This window comes from Devosia sp. (assembly GCF_017307495.1).
GTDB lineage: Bacteria > Pseudomonadota > Alphaproteobacteria > Rhizobiales > Devosiaceae > Devosia_A.
Genome location: NZ_JAFKHE010000017.1, coordinates 166,647 through 180,065 on the forward strand (window position 1 = coordinate 166,647; position 13,419 = coordinate 180,065).

Here is a 13,419-nt window from a genome sequence, read left to right on the forward strand (position 1 = left end):
TGTCCTTCGTTCCACTTCCGGCCCCGTTGAGCAGCGGCTATGGTCCGGGGCAACGGCGGGGAGGGGTTCATGAGGCGGCTAGCGGCAATCGCTGCGCTATCGGGCGGATTGTTGGCCAGTGCGCCGACGCTGGCGGTTGAGCTGGTCGATTCCGTGTTCCAGGTGACCTTCCGCTATGCCGGCTCCGAAGAGGTCCTGAACGACACGGTCGTACCGCTGCTGCCCGACAACGCCTGCTACACATGGTATGTGCGCCTCGGTCAGGCTACGGCGCCCAAGACCGCAACCGAAGTGCTGACGCTACCCGTGCCGCTCGCCGACTGGGGAAGCGTTGCGACCAACCCCGATGATGGGATCGATATCTCGGCGGACAGCAGCGTTGCGACCCGAACCTTCACACCCGAACCCGACGCCGAAGGCTGGTTCAGCCACGCCTGGTGCGTGGCTGCCGGAGACCCCACAGGCGATCATGCCATTGCCATCGCGGTGGATGGGGTGCCACTCACAAGATTCGACTTCACGGTCGTGCTGCCCGAAGACTACTACTGGCCGCCGATCGCCCAGCCCGGACCCCGCGAACGCAGCGTGGATCACAGCTGGTAGCGTTCCCTACCATCGACTAACCCGAGGATTCTTATGCCGATTTCGATGTACGCGATCACCGTTCCGGTGTTCACGCGCTATCTCAATAATCTGGATGCGGTGCTGGCGACCGCGGAGAAGTTCGTTGAAGAGCGCAAGATCAAGCCGGAGGTGCTGGGTCAATCGCGGCTCGCCCCCGACATGCTGCCCCTGACCTTCCAGGTGCAGTCGACGACCGACCGGGTGAAGTTCGCGCTGTGCCGCCTGACCGGACGCGAAGCGCCGAGCTGGCAGGACACCGAGGTTACGCTTGCGGACCTCAGGGCGCGCGTGAAGAAGGGCCTCGACTTCGTGTCGAGCTTCAGCGAGGCCGACCTTGCGGGCGCCGAGAACAGGATGGTGACGCTGAAGGTGCGCGGCGAAGATACGCAAGTGCCGGCGGTCGAGCACATCACGCTCAATGCCGTGCCGCAGATATTCTTCCACCTCACCACTGCCTACGCCCTGCTGCGGCACAACGGCGTGCCGATCGGCAAGCGCGACTTCGTGGGCGCCTGAACGATCAGGAGTAGCGCTCTTCCTTCCACGGATCGGCGTGATTGTGATAGCCGCGGACTTCCCAGAAGCCGCGGTGATCGCGCTCCGAGAACTCGATGCGCTTCAGCCATTTCGGGCTCTTCCAGAAGTAGAGGTGCGGCACCACGAGCCGCACCGGCCCGCCATGATCGCGCGAGAGCGGCTCGTTCTCCCAGGTGTGAACGATGAGAGCCTCGGTGGAGGCGAAATCCTCGATCGCCATGTTGGTGGTGTAGCCGTCGTTCGAGGTGAACAGCACGAACCTGGCCTCTGGCTTCACCCCGACCTCATCCATGAGCTGGTGAGTGGAGACGCCCTTCCAGTGGTTATCGTAGCGTGACCAGCTGGTCACGCAATGGATGTCGCTCAGCTTTTCTACCTGCGGCAGGGCCATCAGGTCATCGAAGCTCCAGGTCTGGGGATGTTCGACCTCGCCGGCGATGTCGAGGCGCCAGACGTCCTTCGGCACATTCGGAGTCTGGCCGAGATCTAGGATGGGCCAGTTCTTTACCAGGTGCTGACCGGGCGGCAGCCGCGCGTCTTCGGGTCGCGACAGCTGGCCGGTGAGGAACTTGCCAAGCTCGGCCCAGCGGGACTTTGTCTTCGTGAGCTTGCTGTCTTCGGGGAGGTCGTCGTCAGGCATCCTGGCCTCGTGAGTTGCTGCGAGGGTGAACCTTCTGCACCGCAAGTCAACCGGGCCTCGGTGCAGGGCAGGTTGCCGCCGGGCGATTTTGACCGCCGGAACCATTGCCGCGCTGCGACCTGGTCCCCATTTCGGACCGAATGCTCAATAGTGGAGACCGAGATGCTGAACCGTGAAGAGCGCCGTGCCATCGAGGGCCTGTTCGACCGGCTCGGGGAAGCCGAGCGGCGGACGCCGGAACGCGATCCCGAGGCAGAGGCGCTGATCGGTGCCGAGTTGCGGCGCCTACCCAGCGCGCCGTACTACATGGCCCAGACCATCGTCGTGCAGCAGCAAGGCCTCGAAGCCGCCGATGCCCGCATCAGGGACCTCGAGGCACAGCTGGCGCAGCGGGACGAGCAGCGCCAGCGCAGCCCATGGGATCGTGGCGAGGACGGCTATGATCGGCGGCAGCGCGATAACAATTTCGCGAGCGGATTCGGCGGTGGCGGCTTCCTGGGCGGGGCGATGCAGACTGCCCTGGGCGTCGCGGGCGGCGTACTGCTCGGCAGCGCCATCGGATCGCTTTTTGGCGCCGGCGGAGCGCATGCTTCCGAGACTCAGGCGGGCGACGGGGCGCAGAACCAGGCCGACAACGCCGAGCCCCAGGACCAAGGTGCCGACCATGACGCGGGCGGCGACGGTGGCAACTGGGGTGGGTTCGGCGGCGACGATGGCGGCGGCTTCGATATGGGCGGAGATTTTTGACGCAGCCCTCGGCGCTTGCCGTGGCGCGGAATCGCTGCATGATCGGGAGCGATGACAGACACCGAGTTCGACCCCAAGAGTGGAGACAGTGAGACGGACTTCCGCCTCTCCACCCTTCTCGCCGATCTTGCGCAGGGCAGCCACGAGGAGCGCATAACGATCGGCGACCTGTTGGCCGCGATGCAGCGCCGCGCGCTCGGCGCGATGATCTTCATTTTTGCCGTTCCGGTGGCGCTGCCGCTGCCGCCCGGAGTGTCGACGATCTTCGGGGCCCCGCTGCTGTTCCTGACCGCGCAGCTGATGCTGGGGATGCAGCCCTGGCTGCCCAAGCTGATCACCAACAGGTCACTGACCCGACGCGAGTTTGGCCGGATCGTATCCGCCGTGGCGCCCTGGTTGCACCGTGCGGAAAGCGTGATGAAACCCCGCGGGCAGTTCGTCGGGCAGTCGCCGTTCGTCTACCTGTTGGGGGCGATGTGCCTGATCCTGTCGATCATCCTGTTCCTGCCCATCCCACTCGGCAATATGTTGCCGGCCTTCGCGGTCAGCGTGATCTCGCTCGGGCTGTTGGCGCGCGATGGGCTGTGGATGACGATCGGGTTCGTGCTGGGCCTGGTCGCCATCGCCGTCGTCTGGGGCGTGTTCTGGGCGATCATCTTCGGCACGCTGTTCGTGGCCTCGACCTGGTTCGGATTCGGCTTTTGATGCCTACCAGTAGGCGAGGGCGGCAAACGGGTCGTTGGTGAACGTACCGGCCTTGCGCTTCTCGTAGAAGTTGTTCCCGCCCGCTTCGAGCACATAGAACATGTTGTTGTAGGAGTAGCGGTAGCCGGCGGTGTGGAAGTGCTTCACTTCCCGGCCCAGATTGGGATGCCGTTCACCCCGCAGCACTCGATCGGCGACGCTGTAGGCCATGGCGGCCGAGCGCTTCTCGCTCATCGGCTTGGAGAGGACGCCGGGCGCGAACTGGTTCTTCTGGCCGACGACGGCGCAGATGGATTTCGGATATTTCGGGTCTGCGACGCGGTTCATCACCACGGTGCCGACGGCGAGCATGCCTTCGTCACTGGAGCGGTTGGACTCGAAATACATCGCACGCGCAAGGCAGTCGCGCGAGGAGAGGCCGAAGGGCGAGAAGGTAGCGCAGCCCGCGAGGCTCGCCAGCAATGGCGCCGCCAGCAGCAGCTTGAGGGATCCTGCCAACGATGACTCCAGAACGCGGATACAACTAGGGAGCCGGGCTGATGATGCCCGTGCTCCCTAAAATGCACGCCTAGCGTTAAGACGACGTTGAGGAGTCAGCGGCGGCCAGATGAGACGACAAGGCTGAGCAGGCACGCCAACCCCACCAGCGCGACAACGACCGGAACCGGATCGTTTCGGACCGCCTTGCCGGCCTTCCACGCCTGCCTGCCCATCACGCGGGCGGCCACCGCACCCTTCTGCACCGCTTGGTCGGCCAAGTCGTGTGCAACATGGCCGAGGTCGTGGCGGGCGCTTTCGGTGTACCTGGCGAGTGCTTCGGAAAGATGTCGGGCCTCGCTTGCCAGGCTGGCGAACTGGCGGCCGAACCGCTCCTGTGTGCCGTCGGCGAGGTGGGAGAGGTCGAAACCGCGGGAATGGGCCATGAACTTACGCTCCTCGATGCTGTGTCGGGAAGCTAACGCAGCAGTGATTTCGAGGGTTCCGTGGACTGGTCGAGGGCAGGGTCACCAGGAGGTGACGTCATCCTGCCCTCTACTTAAGCCCGATCAAGTTGGGCTCAATCCGTTAGTGAAACGTTAACGGGCGCCCCCGGGCGGGACGACAGCCTTCCTATAGAGATGCCAGGTCGCGTGTCCGAGGACGGGAACGACGACGGCCAGCCCAACCAGCAGCGGAATGACGCCGGTGACCAGCAGCGCCGCCACAATGATCCCCCAGAGCGCGATGGTAAGGGGGTTCCTGATGGTCACGCGCAGCGACGTGAAGATGGCTACGGCCGCCCCCACGTCGCGATCGAGCACCAATGGGATCGAGACGACCATGGTGGCAAGGACGGCCGCGGCGAACAGCAGACCGATGAGGTTGCCCCAGATCATCAGGGAAGTGCCCTGGGGCGTGTTGAACAGCTCGGACAGGAAGACGGCGAGTGTGGCAGGGGAGCCCGGGCCGAAAGTCGATTCATAGATGAACTGAGCCACCATCAGCCAGACGGTGAAGGCGATCAGCATCATCACGCCTACCGCCGCGATGGAGGCAAAGGCGGGACTGCGGAACACGTCAAACGCGGCGCGCCAGTGGGTGTCGAGGCCCAGTTCCTCGCGCCGGCTCATCTCGTAGATCGGGAGGGCGAGGAAGGGGCCGACCAGAGCAAAGCCGGAAATGAGCGGGAACAGCAGCGGCCAGGAATTGTTGCCTGAACTCCACAGGGCGAGGGCGGCGCCGCAGAGCGGATAGATCAAGCCGAGGAAGGCCAGGTGCGAGGGCCTCTGCCAAAAGTCGCGCCAACCCAGGCGAAGGGCATCGACGAGGTCTGCCGGTCCGATCGATCGAACCTCCGGGATGTCGAGCTGCTGGCCCGGATTCGTGAGCACATGAAAACTACTCATTCCTTCCTCCTTTGGAGGCGGAACGTCGCCGCGGGCGTTGGAACGCCGGGCGGTCATCGCCTCTGCGTCGTAGTGGCATTGTAGCGCTGTTCGACACTGAAGTCGAAGGGTGGCGCCAGGTTCAGCGAGGTCGGGACCGTGGGAGCGGTGATGTGCCGACCGGGACGGGCTTGAATGCTGGCCGGCTGTACCCAAATCCCCCAGGGACACGCAAGGAGAGATGATGAGCAAGGAAGAAGCGAGGCTACACCGTCAGTTCGACCGGATCGGCCGCGCCGTGCCTGCCAGTTCGGGCTTCCTGAACTGGATACGGCAACCCTCGTCGCGGCTGGTGCGCATACCGCTCGGTATCCTGCTCATCCTCGGGGGCGTTTTCAGCTTCCTGCCGATCCTTGGCGCATGGATGCTGCCACTCGGCCTGTTCCTCATCGCGCTGGACCTGCCGTTCCTGCAGGGCCCGATCAACCGGGTGAGCTTCTGGGCGCAACGGAAGTGGACCGCCTGGCGCAGGGGCCGGAAGGCCCGCAAGGGCGACTGAGGACTATTGCAGCGCGCCGTTGGCGATGGCGGCCTCCAGCAGGTCGACGGCGTGCGCGAGTTTTTCGTCGACGATGTGAAGGTAGTGCGTCCAGTCGTCGAAGTGGCCAAGCTGCTCATCGCCATCGGAAATACCGCGTAGCGCGATGAGGGGCACGTGGAAGCACTGGCAAGCGCGCAGCACCGCGTAGGTCTCCATGTCCACCATCTCGGCCGGGATGCGGTCGTAGGCGTCGCCAGACACGATATCGGCGCCGGTCGAAAGCGTAGCCCGGGCCAACCCGGGGACAAATGGACCGAGCGGGATCGTCGCCGGCTGATCGAGCATTGGCGTCATGCCCGGCTCGAAACCGAGCGGGGAGGCGTCCATGTCGCGATAGCTGACCGATGACGCCTGGTAGACGCCGGTCTGCTCCAGCCTGGCCGACCCGGCTGAGCCCAGGGAGACGACGAGGGTGGGAAGCCGGTTCGCCAGGTCAAGCCGTGCCAGCGCATGGGTGACGGCGACAGCCGCCTCGACCGGGCCGACGCCGGTCATCAACGGCGTAATTCGTGACCGGAGGTGCGGACCGTACTCGTTGTCGAGGGCCATGACGTAGAGGACGTCGGCGGAGCCGGCCGTGCGGCGGGGTAGGGGCATGGGCATGGCTGTCAGAGCGGGATTTTCAGCGTCTCACAGGAGGCGTAGACTGCCCCGTGGGCTCGGGCAATGGAGGATATGATGCTTCTTTCCGACCATCGTGCCTATCCAACCATCCCCGCTGCCGACATCGGCAGGGCCAAAGCATGGTACAAGGACAAGCTGGGCCTTGTGCCCACGGAAGAAAACCCGTTCGGGGTCATCTATCGCATGGCTGACGGAACGCGCTTTCAGTTGTACCCATCGCAATTTGCCGGAACGGCCCAGAACACGGCCATGGGCTTCAGCTCCAGAGATGTCGTCTCGGACATGAAGAAGCTGCGCGAGCGTGGCGTCAAGTTCGAGGAGTACAACATGCCGGAACTGAAGACCGAGAACGGCATGGCGACGATGGGATCGTACCACGGGGCCTGGTTCAAGGATTCCGAGGGGAACATCCTCGCCATCGGCGACGAACCGAACTGATCAGCCGGTTCTCCGGATTGACAGGCGACGCGGCGGGCAACAACCTGCCGCGCCATGACCACCCTTGTTTCCGCCGCGCAGGACGTGAAGTCGCGCCTCGTCGCCGAGGTCGATGCGCGCCGCGATGACCTCATCGCCCTGACCCAGGACCTTATCCGCATCCCGACGGTGAACCCGCCGGGTGATTGCTATCTCGAGATTTGCGAATACCTCGCGCGTCGCCTGAAGAAGATTGGCTATGCCATTGAACTCGTGCGGGCTGAGGGCAAGCCAGGAGACAGCGACAGGCATCCACGATGGAACGTCGTGGCGCGGCGCGAAGGGACTCACGCCGGCGACACGGTGCATTTCAATTCGCATCACGACGTGGTCGAGGTGGGGCGCGGCTGGACTTTCGATCCATTTGGCGGCGAATTGCAGGACGGCCGGATCTACGGGCGTGGCGCCTGCGACATGAAGGGCGGACTGGCGGCGTCGATCATCGCCGCCGAGGCGTTCGCAGCTGCGGTGCCGGACTATCGCGGGGCGATCGAGATTTCCGGGACGGCCGACGAGGAGACGGGCGGCTTCGGCGGCGTGGCGTATCTCGCTGAGCGGGGGTACTTCTCGCCGACGCGGGTGCAGCACGTCATCATCCCCGAACCGTTGAACAAGGACCGGATCTGCCTTGGCCACCGCGGCGTGTGGTGGGCCGAGATCGAGACGTTCGGGCGGATCGCACATGGTTCCATGCCGTTCCTCGGCGACAGCGCCATCCGCCATATGGCGGCGGTGTTGCGCGAGTTCGAGGACGTGCTCTATCCGGCGCTCGGCAGCAAGCGCACCGCGATGCCGGTCGTACCGCCGGGGGCGCGCCAGTCGACGATGAACATCAATTCGATCCATGGCGGACAAGCGGAGCCAACGGATGGGTTCACGGGGTTTCCGGCACCGGTGGTTGCGCACTCAGCGCGCATCGTGATCGACAGGCGCTACCTGATCGAGGAGAGCCCGGCGGCGGTGCGGCAGGAGGTGATCGACCTGCTCGAGCGGCTCAAGGCTGAACGGCAGGGCTTCAGTTACGAGATCCGCGACCTGTGGACGATCTCGCCGACGATGACGGATCGGGATGCTCCGGTGGTGCGCTCCGTGGCGAAGTCCATCGGCGAGGTGATGGGGGTAGCACCGGAATACGTGGTGTCGCCGGGGACGTACGACCAGAAGCACATCGACCGGATCGGACGGCTGAAGAACTGCATCGCATACGGGCCGGGGATTCTAGACCTGGCGCACCAGCCCGACGAGTGGGTATCGGTCGACGACATGCTGGATTCAGCAAAGGTGATGGCGCTGACGCTGAACGACCTGCTGGGGGCCGATCGCGCGGCATAGGCGTTTGATGGGAAGGTGTTTCCCGGTGCGATGGAAGGTGACGACAATCCCCTCACGCAGCCGGTTCACGAGCAAGTGGAAGCAGCCTAGGATCAATGCAAGGCCGCGGGGGTAAGCGGCTCACACAGAAGGGATAATCATGCGCAAATCACTGGTCGTGCTGGCTCTCGCCGGCGCCCTGGCTCTGACTACCGCGATGACGCCGGCCTTCGCGCAGGCGCGCACCGACGTCAAGATCGGCCTCGTGCTCGAGCCGCCGAGCCTCGACCCGACCGCCGAGGCGGCCGCGGCCGTGGACGAGGTGGTCTATTCCAATGTGTTCGAGGGTCTCACCAAGTTCGCCGCCGACGGCTCGATCGTGCCGGGGCTGGCCAAGAGCTGGGATATTTCCGCGGACGGGCTGACCTACACGTTCCATCTGGTCGAGGGCGCCAAGTTCCACGATGGCACGGACTTCAATGCCGACGACGTGAAGTTCTCGCTCGATCGCATCAATGCCGAGGGGTCGCTGAACGCCCAGAAGGCGCTCTACACCTCGATCGCCTCGGTCGAGGTCGTCGACCCGGCGACCGTAAAGGTGACGCTGAAGCAGCCGGACGGCAACCTGATCTACAACCTCGCCTGGGGCGACGCGGTGATCGTTGCGCCTGAGAGCGCCGACAACAACAAGACCAACCCGATCGGGACCGGTCCGTTCACGTTTAAGGACCGTGTCGAAGGCGACCACATCACCCTCGAGAAGAACCAGTCCTACTGGGGCACTCCGGCCAAGCTGGAAGGCGCGACGTTCCGCTTCATCGCGGACCCGACGGCCGCTTTTGCGGCGCTGCAGGCAGGCGACGTCGACAGTTTCCCGAACTATCCGGCACCGGAGACAGTGGCGCAGTTCCAGAACGATCCGCGCTTCCGCGTGGTGATCGGCTCGACCGAAGGCGAGACCATCCTGGCGATGAACAACGGCAAGCCGCCGCTCGACAACGTCAAGGTCCGCGAGGCCATCGCGCACGCGATCGACCGGCAGGCGATCATCGACGGGGCGATGTTCGGCTTCGGTACGCCGATCGGCACGTTCATGTCGCCGGCCAATCCGGATTATGTCGACCTGACCGCGCAGTCGAACTACGACCCCGAGAAGTCGAAGGCACTGCTTGCCGAGGCCGGGATCAAGGACCTCACCCTGTCGCTGAAGCTGCCGCCGGTCGAGGGCTATGCGCGCCGGGGTGGCGAAATCATCGCCAACCAGCTGGCGGCCGTGGGCATCAAGACCGAGACGACCAATCTCGAATGGGCGCAATGGCTGAGCGAGGTGTTCACCGACAAGAACTACGACCTCACGATCATCTCGCACACCGAGCCGAACGACATCGGGATCTTTGCCCGGCCGGAGTACTACTTCCAGTACCACAACGCCGACTTCGACAAGATCATTGCGGACCTGTCGGTAACGTCCGATCCGGCCAAGCGCTCCGAACTGCTCAAGGCGGCCGAGAAGAACCTCGCCGACAACTACGCGGTGGGCTTCCTGTTCGAGCTCGCCAAGGTCGGCGTCGAGAATGCGAAGCTACAGGGCATGTGGGCGAACGCCCCGACGCAGGCGACCGACATCACCGCGGTCTCGTGGGCGGAATAGGGTACGAGGGGCGGGTGAAGACCCGCCCCGATTCTTGCGATTGACCGTCAGCTCCCGCAACACACTCGGTGTCATCCCTGCGCAAGCAGGGATCCATTTCGCCTCCCGAGCGGGCTGCGAGCTGGATCCCTGCTTGCGCAGGGATGACAGCGCGTGTGGAGCGGCCGCGAGTGGAGGGCGCGCCTGATGCCCTCATTCCTGCTTGGTCGCGGTATCTCGCTCGTGCTGAGCCTCATCGCGGCCTCCGTCGTCATTTTTCTCGTGCTGGAGGTGGTGCCGGGAGACCCTGCACAGTTCATGCTGGGGCTGAATGCGACACCGGAAGCGGTGGCGACATTGCGACAGACCCTGGGGCTCGACGGGCCGTTGCTCGAACGGTACTTCAGCTGGATTTTCGGGCTGCTGCGCGGCGATTTCGGCATCAGCTACACCTACAAGGTGCCGGTGGCCGGCCTGATCGCCGACCGCATCTGGATTTCGTTGCCGCTGGCGCTCTACGCATTGGCGCTGTCGACGCTGATCGCCTTTCCAGTCGGGATCATCGCCGCGGTCAAGCGCAACTCGCCGGCCGACGTCACCATCATGGGTGCCACCCAAATTGGGGTCGCGGTGCCCAACTTCTGGTTCGCCATGCTCCTCGTCCTACTGTTTGCAGTGACGCTGCGGTGGTTCTCGGCGGGCGGATTCCCCGGTTGGCACGACCCGCTGATGGCGCTCAAGGCTTTGACCCTGCCGGCGGTAGCGCTGGCCTTGCCGCAGGCTTCGATCCTCGCGCGCGTCATGCGCTCTTCGTTGCTCGACACGCTGGGCGAGGACTATATCCGCTCGGCGCGGGCCAAGGGATTGAGCCAAGGGCAGACGCTGTGGCGGCATGCGCTGCGCAACGCCCTTATCCCGGTGCTGACCATCATCGGCCTGCAGTTCTCGTTCCTTCTGGCCGGGGCCATCATCATCGAGAACGTCTTCTTCCTGCCTGGGCTGGGGCGGCTGGTGTTCCAGGGCATCACCTCCCGAGACCTCATCGTGGTCAAGTCAGTCGTGATGCTGCTCGTGTTCGCGGTGATCCTCGTTACCTTCCTTGTCGACGTGACCTATGCCCTTGTCGACCCGCGATTGCGGAGGGCAGTGCGGTGAGCGTGGTGGTGGCGACGAGCCAGCGCGACAGCCTTGTGCAGGCAGCCCTGAGGTCGCCGAACTTCCTTGTCGGCGCGATAATCACGCTGGTGTTCGTGCTGCTGGCGCTGGTGTCGTTCGTGTGGACGCCCTACGACGTGGGGCTGCAGAACATACCCAACAAGCTGAAGCCGCCGTCGGGGGACCATTGGCTGGGCACGGACCATTTCGGCCGGGACATCTTCTCGATGATCATGGTCGGCGCGCGGACCTCCATCGCGGTCGCATTCATTGCTGTGACCGTCGCCATGGTGATCGGTGTTCCGATCGGGCTCTGGGCGGCGGCGCGGCGGGGAACGCTGCTCGATGACGTGCTGATGCGGGCCAACGATCTGGTGTTCGCCTTTCCGGCACTGCTGATCGCCATCCTGATCACGGCGGTGTTCGGGCCGGGGGCGATCAACGCCATCATCGCCGTCGGGCTCTACAACATGCCGGTGTTCGCGCGGTTGGCGCGGGCCGGGGCGCTGAGCCTGTGGAACCGCGAGTTCATCATGGCCGCACGGGTGGCGGGCAAGGGCGCGGCGCGGATTTCGTTCGAGCACATCCTGCCCAACATCCTTAACACGCTGGTGGTGCAGGCGACGATCCAGTTCGCGCTCGGCATCCTTGCCGAGGCAGCGCTGGCCTATGTGGGGCTGGGCGTGCAGCCCCCGACGCCAAGTTGGGGCAAGATGCTCGCCGACAGCCAGACGATGATTTCGCTCGCACCGCATGTGGCGCTGGTGCCCGGCATTACCATCGTGCTGATGGTGCTGGGCGTGAACCTGCTGGGGGATGGCCTGCGCGACGTGCTTGATCCACGCTTGAGACGGGCCCGCTGATGGCTCTGCTCGAGATCAAGGACCTGTCGCTCAGCATCGGGCCGTTCGGCATCCTCAGGGATATCGATCTTTCGGTCGATGCCGGCGAGATCGTGGGGGTGATCGGTGAGAGCGGCTCGGGCAAGTCGATGACCGCGCTCGCCGTGATGCAGCTCATTCCGGTGGGGGCATCAACCAGGGGCTCGGTGAAGCTCGAGGGGCGCGAGGTGCTGGGCTTGCCCGATGCCGAGATGCGCAAGATCCGCGGCGGCACGATCGGCATGGTGTTCCAGGAGCCGATGACGGCGCTGAACCCGGTCAAGACGATCGGAGACCAGGTCGCCGAGACCGCAATGGTGCATGGCGGGATGCGACGCGCCGAGGCGATGAAGGTGGCGCGCCGGACGCTGGACCGGGTGGAGCTGCCGGCCGACCGCTTCCCGCTCGACCGCTATCCGCATGAGCTGAGCGGCGGGCAGCGGCAGCGCGTCGTCATCGCCATGGCGATCGCGATGCGGCCCAGGCTGCTGATCGCCGACGAGCCGACGACAGCGCTTGATGTGACGACGCAGGCGCAGATCCTGACGCTGCTGCAGCGGCTGGTGGACGAGGATGGGATGGGGATGATGTTCATCACCCACGACCTCGGGGTGATCGCCGGCATCGCCGACAAGGTCGCGATCATGCGCCGGGGCGAAGTCGTGGAAGCCGGCGAGACCGTTGCGCTGTTCCGCAACTTGCAGCATCCGTATTCGAAGGCCTTGTTCGAGGCCTCGTCGCATATTCCGCCGCGCAATCCGCCGGCGGTGACCAGCGGGGTACCGGTGCTCGCAGTGGACGAGGTCGTTCGGGAGTATCCGTTGCCGCGGCGCGGCCTGTTCGAAAAGCGCAAGGTACTGCGAGCGGTCGATGGCGTGAGCCTCAGGATCGAGCGCGGCGAAAATGTCGGGCTCGTGGGCGAAAGCGGCTGCGGCAAGTCTACGCTGGCCCGGGCGATCATGGCGCTGGAGCCGGTGCAGGGCGGGGGAATTGCCATTTCGGGTGAGCCGATCGACCCCAGGCGCGGGGCGACATTCGCGACGCGTCGGCACCTGCAGGTGGTGTTCCAGGATCCGTACGGGTCGTTCAACCCGCGACACCGCGTCGACCGGTTGGTGAGCGAACCGTTCCACCTGCTCGGCGCGTCGGCGCCGACCGGAGCCGAGCGCGAGAAGCGGGTGGCGCGGGCGCTGACCGAGGTCGGACTCGCGGCTTCTGACGCTAGCAAATACGTGCACGAGTTCTCAGGCGGGCAGCGGCAGCGCATCGCGATCGCGCGGGCGTTGATCATCGAGCCCAGCCTGATCATTCTCGACGAGGCGGTATCGGCGCTTGACGTCTCGGTGCGCGCGCAGGTGCTGGACCTGCTCGCCGACCTCTCCGATCGGCTGCAACTGAGCTACCTGTTCATCTCGCACGATCTGGCGGTCGTGCGCTCGATCACCGACCGGGTGCTGGTGATGCGGGCCGGCAAGATCGTTGAGGCAGGGCCGACCGAAGAGCTTTTCCGCAACCCGCAGCATCCCTACACGCGGGAGTTGCTGGCGGCGACGCCGAACCTCGAGGCGGCGCTGGCGGCGCGGGAGAGGATGGCGGCAAATTGATGGCCCCCCTCCCTCGAT

The 13,419-nt window shown here is 64.9% G+C and carries 15 protein-coding genes and 1 pseudogene; 11 read left to right on the plus strand and 5 right to left on the minus strand.

All coding sequences use genetic code 11. The annotated features are described in order from the left end of the window. Positions 1 to 69 precede the first annotated feature (69 nt). Together J0I99_RS10420 and J0I99_RS10425 are read left to right on the plus strand one after the other, a co-directional pair. Complete coding sequence (locus J0I99_RS10420; protein ID WP_291397440.1) at positions 70 to 603, plus strand: hypothetical protein; 534 nt, start codon at positions 70 to 72, stop codon at positions 601 to 603. A 33-nt stretch (positions 604 to 636) separates the two neighbouring features. Beyond that, on the plus strand, positions 637 to 1,140 hold the full coding sequence (locus J0I99_RS10425; protein ID WP_291397441.1) for a DUF1993 family protein: 504 nt from the start codon (positions 637 to 639) through the stop codon (positions 1,138 to 1,140). Positions 1,141 to 1,144: 4 nt separating this feature from the next. On the opposite strand, the gene J0I99_RS10430 is transcribed toward J0I99_RS10425, so the two are convergent. Beyond that, complete coding sequence (locus J0I99_RS10430) at positions 1,145 to 1,801, minus strand: sulfite oxidase-like oxidoreductase (RefSeq protein WP_291397442.1); 657 nt, start codon at positions 1,799 to 1,801, stop codon at positions 1,145 to 1,147. A 162-nt stretch (positions 1,802 to 1,963) separates the two neighbouring features. Between J0I99_RS10430 and J0I99_RS10435 the strand changes: the two genes are divergently transcribed. Both J0I99_RS10435 and J0I99_RS10440 read left to right on the plus strand, forming a co-directional pair. Further along, positions 1,964 to 2,548: a DUF2076 family protein gene (locus J0I99_RS10435; protein ID WP_291397443.1), complete on the plus strand. Its 585-nt coding sequence runs from the start codon at positions 1,964 to 1,966 to the stop codon at positions 2,546 to 2,548. A gap of 51 nt (positions 2,549 to 2,599) precedes the next feature. Continuing rightward, on the plus strand, positions 2,600 to 3,253 hold the full coding sequence (locus tag J0I99_RS10440) for an exopolysaccharide biosynthesis protein (RefSeq protein ID WP_291397444.1): 654 nt from the start codon (positions 2,600 to 2,602) through the stop codon (positions 3,251 to 3,253). 54 nt (positions 3,254 to 3,307) lie between these two features. On the opposite strand, the pseudogene J0I99_RS10445 reads toward J0I99_RS10440, so the two are convergent. The 3 genes and pseudogenes from J0I99_RS10445 to J0I99_RS10455 all read right to left on the minus strand — a co-directional run. Continuing rightward, positions 3,308 to 3,667 (minus strand): annotated as a pseudogene (locus J0I99_RS10445) (cell wall hydrolase); the annotation flags it as partial. Positions 3,668 to 3,846: 179 nt separating this feature from the next. Further along, positions 3,847 to 4,176, minus strand: coding sequence for a hypothetical protein (locus tag J0I99_RS10450; RefSeq protein ID WP_291394193.1), 330 nt, complete (start codon positions 4,174 to 4,176; stop codon positions 3,847 to 3,849). A gap of 153 nt (positions 4,177 to 4,329) precedes the next feature. Further along, positions 4,330 to 5,139 (minus strand): DUF2189 domain-containing protein, encoded by an 810-nt coding sequence (locus J0I99_RS10455; protein ID WP_291397445.1) that lies wholly within the window; start codon positions 5,137 to 5,139, stop codon positions 4,330 to 4,332. Between the two features lie 220 nt (positions 5,140 to 5,359). On the opposite strand from J0I99_RS10455, the gene J0I99_RS10460 reads away from it, so the two are divergent. Beyond that, positions 5,360 to 5,677: a hypothetical protein gene (locus J0I99_RS10460; RefSeq protein WP_291394195.1), complete on the plus strand. Its 318-nt coding sequence runs from the start codon at positions 5,360 to 5,362 to the stop codon at positions 5,675 to 5,677. 3 nt (positions 5,678 to 5,680) lie between these two features. Here the strand turns inward: J0I99_RS10460 and J0I99_RS10465 are convergent, their stop codons facing one another. Further along, positions 5,681 to 6,316, minus strand: a complete 636-nt coding sequence (locus J0I99_RS10465) for a 5'-methylthioadenosine/S-adenosylhomocysteine nucleosidase (RefSeq protein ID WP_291397446.1) — start codon at positions 6,314 to 6,316, stop codon at positions 5,681 to 5,683. 81 nt (positions 6,317 to 6,397) lie between these two features. On the opposite strand from J0I99_RS10465, the gene J0I99_RS10470 reads away from it, so the two are divergent. From J0I99_RS10470 to J0I99_RS10495, 6 genes are all read left to right on the plus strand, one after another. Then, positions 6,398 to 6,781, plus strand: coding sequence for a VOC family protein (locus J0I99_RS10470; RefSeq protein WP_291397447.1), 384 nt, complete (start codon positions 6,398 to 6,400; stop codon positions 6,779 to 6,781). A 54-nt stretch (positions 6,782 to 6,835) separates the two neighbouring features. Then, positions 6,836 to 8,152, plus strand: coding sequence for an acetylornithine deacetylase/succinyl-diaminopimelate desuccinylase family protein (locus J0I99_RS10475; RefSeq protein WP_291397449.1), 1,317 nt, complete (start codon positions 6,836 to 6,838; stop codon positions 8,150 to 8,152). Positions 8,153 to 8,291: 139 nt separating this feature from the next. Beyond that, positions 8,292 to 9,782, plus strand: a complete 1,491-nt coding sequence (locus J0I99_RS10480; protein ID WP_291397450.1) for an ABC transporter substrate-binding protein — start codon at positions 8,292 to 8,294, stop codon at positions 9,780 to 9,782. 186 nt (positions 9,783 to 9,968) lie between these two features. After that, a complete protein-coding gene (locus tag J0I99_RS10485) occupies positions 9,969 to 10,916 on the plus strand; it encodes an ABC transporter permease (protein WP_291397451.1) in 948 nt (315 codons plus the stop codon). A 5-nt stretch (positions 10,917 to 10,921) separates the two neighbouring features. Further along, complete coding sequence (locus J0I99_RS10490; protein WP_291397503.1) at positions 10,922 to 11,779, plus strand: ABC transporter permease; 858 nt, start codon at positions 10,922 to 10,924, stop codon at positions 11,777 to 11,779. Next, positions 11,779 to 13,401 (plus strand): ABC transporter ATP-binding protein, encoded by a 1,623-nt coding sequence (locus J0I99_RS10495; protein ID WP_291397452.1) that lies wholly within the window; start codon positions 11,779 to 11,781, stop codon positions 13,399 to 13,401. The genes J0I99_RS10490 and J0I99_RS10495 overlap by 1 nt, the downstream gene beginning before the upstream one ends. Positions 13,402 to 13,419: the final 18 nt, after the last annotated feature.

Coding starts and splice junctions, on each gene's coding strand:
- J0I99_RS10420 (WP_291397440.1), top strand. CDS start 70: ATGAGGCGGCTAGCGGCAATCGCTGCGCTATCGGGCGGATTGTTGGCC.
- J0I99_RS10495 (WP_291397452.1), top strand. CDS start 11,779: ATGGCTCTGCTCGAGATCAAGGACCTGTCGCTCAGCATCGGGCCGTTC.
- J0I99_RS10485 (WP_291397451.1), top strand. CDS start 9,969: ATGCCCTCATTCCTGCTTGGTCGCGGTATCTCGCTCGTGCTGAGCCTC.
- J0I99_RS10470 (WP_291397447.1), top strand. CDS start 6,398: ATGCTTCTTTCCGACCATCGTGCCTATCCAACCATCCCCGCTGCCGAC.
- J0I99_RS10460 (WP_291394195.1), top strand. CDS start 5,360: ATGATGAGCAAGGAAGAAGCGAGGCTACACCGTCAGTTCGACCGGATC.
- J0I99_RS10430 (WP_291397442.1), bottom strand. CDS start 1,801: ATGCCTGACGACGACCTCCCCGAAGACAGCAAGCTCACGAAGACAAAG.
- J0I99_RS10475 (WP_291397449.1), top strand. CDS start 6,836: ATGACCACCCTTGTTTCCGCCGCGCAGGACGTGAAGTCGCGCCTCGTC.
- J0I99_RS10455 (WP_291397445.1), bottom strand. CDS start 5,139: ATGAGTAGTTTTCATGTGCTCACGAATCCGGGCCAGCAGCTCGACATC.
- J0I99_RS10435 (WP_291397443.1), top strand. CDS start 1,964: ATGCTGAACCGTGAAGAGCGCCGTGCCATCGAGGGCCTGTTCGACCGG.
- J0I99_RS10450 (WP_291394193.1), bottom strand. CDS start 4,176: ATGGCCCATTCCCGCGGTTTCGACCTCTCCCACCTCGCCGACGGCACA.
- J0I99_RS10425 (WP_291397441.1), top strand. CDS start 637: ATGCCGATTTCGATGTACGCGATCACCGTTCCGGTGTTCACGCGCTAT.
- J0I99_RS10465 (WP_291397446.1), bottom strand. CDS start 6,316: ATGCCCCTACCCCGCCGCACGGCCGGCTCCGCCGACGTCCTCTACGTC.
- J0I99_RS10440 (WP_291397444.1), top strand. CDS start 2,600: ATGACAGACACCGAGTTCGACCCCAAGAGTGGAGACAGTGAGACGGAC.
- J0I99_RS10480 (WP_291397450.1), top strand. CDS start 8,292: ATGCGCAAATCACTGGTCGTGCTGGCTCTCGCCGGCGCCCTGGCTCTG.